The 5321-nt window shown below is 69.4% G+C and carries 4 protein-coding genes; 1 reads left to right on the top strand and 3 read right to left on the bottom strand.

Annotated features, from left to right (window positions below; genetic code table 11):
- Nucleotides 1-536 (bottom strand): HAD family hydrolase (locus F0Q45_RS23970; RefSeq protein WP_149656275.1); only part of this gene is annotated, 536 nt, incomplete at its 3' end.
- Nucleotides 497-1486 (bottom strand): L-tyrosine/L-tryptophan isonitrile synthase family protein, encoded by a 990-nt coding sequence (locus F0Q45_RS23965; protein ID WP_149656274.1) that lies wholly within the window; start codon nt 1484-1486, stop codon nt 497-499. The genes F0Q45_RS23965 and F0Q45_RS23970, both read right to left, overlap by 40 nt.
- Before the next feature lie 265 nt (nt 1487-1751).
- Between F0Q45_RS23965 and F0Q45_RS23960 the strand changes: the two genes are divergently transcribed.
- A complete protein-coding gene (locus F0Q45_RS23960; RefSeq protein WP_188113130.1) occupies nt 1752-3149 on the top strand; it encodes an MFS transporter in 1398 nt (465 codons plus the stop codon).
- A 92-nt stretch (nt 3150-3241) separates the two neighbouring features.
- Here F0Q45_RS23960 and F0Q45_RS28075 read toward each other — a convergent pair.
- On the bottom strand, nt 3242-5321 hold a 2080-nt coding region (locus F0Q45_RS28075), incomplete at its 5' end, for a hypothetical protein (protein WP_188113129.1).

Here is a 5321-nt window from a genome sequence, read left to right as displayed (position 1 = left end):
AGGCCGGCGCCGCGGGCGGAGTGCACCCCGGCAACGCTGTCCTCGACCGCGCAGGTCCGCGCTGCGTCGAGTTTGTGCGCGGCCAGGCAGGCCAGGTAGATGTCGGGATGGGGCTTGAAGCGGCAGTCCGCCTGCTCGCCGAAGATCGTCTGGGCCGGAAAGTAGCCGTCGATCTTCAGGGTCCGAAGCAGGTTTTCGATGAAGCGTCTCTTGTTGACCGAGCAGATGAACTTGCCGCCCGCTACCTGCAGAAGAGCGTCGAGTGTGGGATCCTTTCGCACTTCACGCAGTAACCGAGAATGAATCGTCTCCCGCACCGGCTCCAGGATGCCCTTGTCGACGGTCACCGCGTGTACCTTCTGCACGTCGTCGAGGATCTGCTCGCCGCGCCAGCCAAGGTATCGCTCAAACATCTGATCGGTGGAGAGTTCAACTCCGTAGCCCGCGAGGGCGTCGGCCAGCACGCGAAACGCAACGGCCTGGGTATTGACCGCGATCACTCCGTCGAAGTCGAAAACGATGTTGTCCCAGCGCATGAGGTCACCACTTCTTCGAAGTACGGGTAGGCGTGGTCGTTGACCAGCCGGTGGCCGGCCGTGTGGGCGTCGGCGGCAGAGACCATGCGATGAACTCCGGCCCTAGTCCGGCAGACGGCGTAGAAGGACGTGGTGCCGCGCTGGTGATTGCCTTTGATCACGTTAATCCCGACTTGATCGACCTGCGCAGGCGACTTGTACAGTGCGGAAAGTTTGACGTAAGCCAGGTGTCCGAAAGCACTTCTGAGCAGCTGCGCGAAGCCCAAGTACTTGCGCAGTTGCAGCAGCGCGCGCTGCTTGGCCAGCATCCGCTGCTGCCTGCCTGAGGTCGTTTCGTCGGGGTGATCGGTGATCAACTTAAGGTGCAACTTTGTGTATGCCTGGTAGAGGCCCAGGAGCTGCTCGTCGGCAAGCATCAAGCATCGCATCTCGGCCTCGTCCGGGCTGTAGTCATCCAGCAGGATTTGGCGCTGTTCGTCGCGGCTCAATTTGGGCAGCAGGTCATCGGCTCCGTGGAAAACCAGGCCGGGATGGGCGCTGAGCAGATCGCGGATCCGGTTGGCATAGTCGTCGACAGCCTGGTCGGTGCCCAGCAGGTTGTAATCGGCGTGGAAGTGGCCCTCGCTGAGCAGCAGCAGTTTCGTGTCGGGGTAGATGTCGGCGATTTGGGCGTGCAGGTCAGCCAGGGTTTCCACGGCCAGGTACTCGCCATAGTCGGGTAGGTCACCGATGGTGAGTCGGCGGCTCGGGCACTTGCCGTGGAAGGTAGGCAACAACAGTCGCAGCGGCGCTCGTGCACAGACGATATCGATGAGGGTTGCCCGCAGATAGGAGTCGTCGAATCGCAGACCGTCCGGGTTCTTTCGGGCGTCGTTGAGAAGATCCGCGATACGTGCCGCGATCGCCTCGGGGCCGGTCCCAATATGTCCGGGCAGAATAGCGGTGTTCATAGCATCCTCGCTGTCGCTGGGGTCGTCAGGTACGGTGCCAGCGCTACGCCTTGGCGTCTGTCGTAAAACCGGCCACCAGGTCGGTGGAATCTGCTGTCCACCGATCGTGGGACGCCGAATTCACGATGTGAGCAGCCTAGTCTGGAATGATTCTCCGACGCATTGGATTTGGGTTACTGTGTGCAGAGAATTAGTTTAGTTAACGCGGGTTGCGCGGTTTTGCTGGTCATTGCCTAATGCGCCGGTCGACCACCATACTGCGGAGGTGGCTCGTCGAGTGCGTGAGTCCGTCGGTGTCAGTAGAGGCCTGTTGACGGGCATAGTGCTGGCCGGATCTCTGTCGGTATTGGACTCCACCATCGTCGTGCCGCTGCTGAAAACGATCGGTGATGAGTTCGGCGGTGGCTCGGAGGTCGCGTGGCTGGTATCGGCGTACCTGCTTTCCTCGACGCTGACGATCCCCGTTTGGGGCCGCTGGCATGATTTGCGCGGAGAGCGCGCGCCGATGTGGGCCGCGCTAGGGCTCTTTACGGTGGGCACCGCACTGGCCTGGGTCGCTCCCGGGCTGGCCCCGCTGGTTGGTTGTCGAGTCATCCAGGGAATCGGCGCCGGGGGGCTGGTTCCGCTGGGTGAGGCCGTTATCGCAAGCCGCTGTCTGCCCGAGGAACGCGCGCGGCTGCAGGCGCAATACAACGTCTTCTATGGGGTGGCCGCCGCGGGCGGCCCGGTTATCGGTGGAGCCTTGATCCATGTTTCGTGGCGCTGGGCGTTCCTGCTCATCCTGCCCTTTTGCGGCGCTGCTGCCCTGGCTTTTCGGGGGCAATTGTGTTCTGGGCGTTCGCAACCCGCGACCACAGCAGCGCGTTCGCCACTTGATTACTGGGGTAGCGCGTTGGTGACGGTCGGTCTATTTGCGCTACTGCTGGGTGTTGAACGGCTTTCGTGGCCACTTTTCGGTGCTGGTGTTATTTTGGCCACGTTATTTATTCGGCGGACCAGAACCCACCCGCACAATCTGATACCAAGATCGGTAATTACCAATCGGGTGGTGCTTGGTTGCACGCTGTCGGCACTGGTGATCGGTTTTGCGCAGTATTCGTATCTGACTTACTTGCCTGACCTGGCTCAAGAATTGGCACCCGATATGAACTCAGGTTTGGTGGCGGTCCCGCTGACGGTCTTGTGGTTGACCATGGGCTCGATGAGTGCCGTCCTGGCGCTGCGGATTGGTACCCGGGTCGTCGTGCTGGTCGCGCTGCTGGGTGCCACCGCCGCGGGCGTGGTGTTGTTGCTGTGGGTATCGGTCCCGAGCCTGTTTGCCGCCGCGACCCTGGTGGGAGTCGCCGCCTCTTTGGGTGTGCTTCCGGCGCTGCTGCTGGCGCAGCTCAGCGCTCACCCATCTGATTTGGGCGCCACCACTTCGTTGTTGGTCCTCATGCGCAACTTCGGTGGTGCCCTTGGGGTTTCGGCGATCCTCGCGGTTAACGAGGACTGGGGTCTTACGCCGAGCATCTGGGTCCTGGTGGTGGTGGCCGCCGCCGGCGTCCTGCCGGCTTCGCTGATCCCCAACCGCAAGCAGGAGGGTCGGCTGCAGCGCATGCGCGCAGCCGCGGCGGAGGCAGCGCCGATCATTGCCGGCGCCGGCGCGCGTGGATTGGGTTAGCTGGCCGCTGGAGGACAGCAATTGGGCAGGTCCGGGGCCTACTGGAACGTCGAGCCGTAATCGGTCGAGGACGCCGATGCGCTGGCAGCGCCTTAGAGGTTGAGGCCGTCGGCGCCGGGATCGCCGGGGTCGCCGTCGATGCCGCCCGGCGGTGTGCCGACACCGCCGTCGCCGCCGTCGCCGCCGGTGCCGCCTGATGCACCGTCACCATCACCGCCGGCACCGCCGTCGCCGCCGTCGCCGCCGTCGCCGCCCTCGCCGCTGTTGCCCGTGCCGGATGCCGTCCCGCCGGGCCCGCCGGGCCCGCCAACGCCTCCCTTGCCGCCGGCGCCACCAGCCTGGCCGGGTGTGGTGCCGGTGCCGCCGACGCCCCCACTGCCGCCGGTGCCACCTCGGCCGCCGGTACCACCGTTGCCGGCAAGGTCCCCGGTGCCGCCGATACCGCCCGCGCCGCCGGCGCCACCGGTGCCGCCGGCACCAACGCTTCCCGCGCTGCCGGCGCCCGAGCCGGCCTGCCCGCCCGCGCCGCCTGCGCCACCGGTCCCGCCCTGGCCACCGGCCTCACCGGCGAAAGTGCTGCCGATGACTCCACCGAAACCGCCGGTGCCGCCGGCCCCGCCCTGGCCGCCGAGGCCACCATTGCCGTTGGTGGCTCCCACACCGGCCGAGCCGCCGGTGCCGCCGGCGCCACCGGCGCCGCCGGTCCCGCCCTCGTAGCCGGTTTGGTTGGTTCCGCCGCTGCCGCCGAAGCCGCCCGTCCCGCCCAGGCCGCCTGGGCCTCCGTCCCCGGCGGCAATGCCGCCGGGGCCCGGAACGCCGCCGGTGCCGCCCACTCCGCCGGCCCCGCCGGCGAAGCCTGCTGCTCCGTCGCCGCTGTCGCCGAAACCGCCTGTACCGCCAACGCCGCCACCGCCGCCGTTGCCGCCGATGCCGCCAGGGGCGGCGATGCCACCGGTGCCGCCGGGGCCGCCGGCACCCCCGGCGAAGCCCGCCGCTCCGTCGCCGTTGCCGCCGAAGCCGCCCGGGCCGCCGAAGCCGCCGGTACCCCCGTTACCGCCGGTGCCGCCGAGGCCAGGGGCTCCGCCGGTGCCGCCGGAGCCGCCGATCCCGCCCGCGAACCCGGCCGTTCCGAAGCCGGTGTCGCCTTGACCGCCACCGCCGCCCATGCCGCCGGTGCCGCCGTCGCCGCCGACGCCCGAGGTCGCGCCGGACCCCGGGGCCCCGCCGGTGCCGCCGGCGCCACCTGGCCCGCCCGCGGGGCCTGCTGTGCCGTTACCTGGTCCGCCGAAACCGCCACCACCGCCGATGCCGCCGGTGCCGCCGTTGCCGGCAACTCCCCCGGCCGAATCTCCCCCGGCGCCGCCGGTGCCGCCGCCCCCGCCGATAAAGCCTTCCTCACCGATTCGGCCGGCACCGCCGAAGCCGCCTTCACCGCCCTCACCGCCGCTACCCCCGAAGCTGGAACCGGCCCGTGCCCCGTCGCCATCGAGGCCGCCGGAGCCCGCACTGCCGCCCGCCCCGCCGGTACCTCCGGTGCCGCCCGGACTGAAGAAGCCGTTGCCGCCGAAACCGCCGAAACCGCCGAAGCCGCCGCTACCGCCGATGCCACCGGAGTTGCCCGATCCCTGGATAGCGTCAGCGCCGAAGCCTCCTGCCCCGCCTGCTCCGCCGGTGCCGCCGGTGCCGGCAACGCCCATGGTGGCCTCGGCGCGCTGCCCGGGCCACCCGCCGGTGCCGCCCATGCCGCCTGCGCCGCCGGTGCCGCCGTGGCCACCACCGGTTCCCGTATCGGGGATGCCGGTGCCGCCCTTGCCGCTGGCGCCACCGACGCCGCCCGCGCCGCCGTTACCGTTGCTGCCTCCAGCGACGCCGTTTCCGCCGTTGCCGCCGGTGCCGCCCTTGCCGCCGGCACCACCCCCGTTCCCAGTGCCGGCATTGCCGTCGGCGCCGCTCCCGCCGGCTCCGCCGGCGCCCCCACTCCCGCCGGTGCCACCGGTGCCGCCGGTGCCGCCCTTGCCGGCGGCGCCACTGAAGCCGCCGAGCCCGCCCTTTGCGCCGTTACCCCCGGCGCCGCCCCCGCTACCGCTGTCGGCGGCGCCAGAGCCGCCGTCGCCGCCTGCACCGCCGGTGCCGCCGTTGCCGCCGTCGCCGTTGGTGCCGCCGGCGCCGCTG

Origin of the sequence: Mycobacterium simiae, from assembly GCF_008370645.1 — a bacterium.
GTDB classification, from domain to species: Bacteria; Actinomycetota; Actinomycetes; order Mycobacteriales; family Mycobacteriaceae; genus Mycobacterium; species Mycobacterium simiae_A.
The sequence above is the reverse complement of the archived record's forward strand: the minus strand, read 5'-3'. Positions and strand labels throughout refer to the sequence as shown.

What these genes read in the sequence shown, in the direction of transcription:
- F0Q45_RS23965 (WP_149656274.1), bottom strand. Translation starts at nt 1,486, where the DNA reads ATGAACACCGCTATTCTGCCCGGACATATTGGGACCGGCCCCGAGGCG.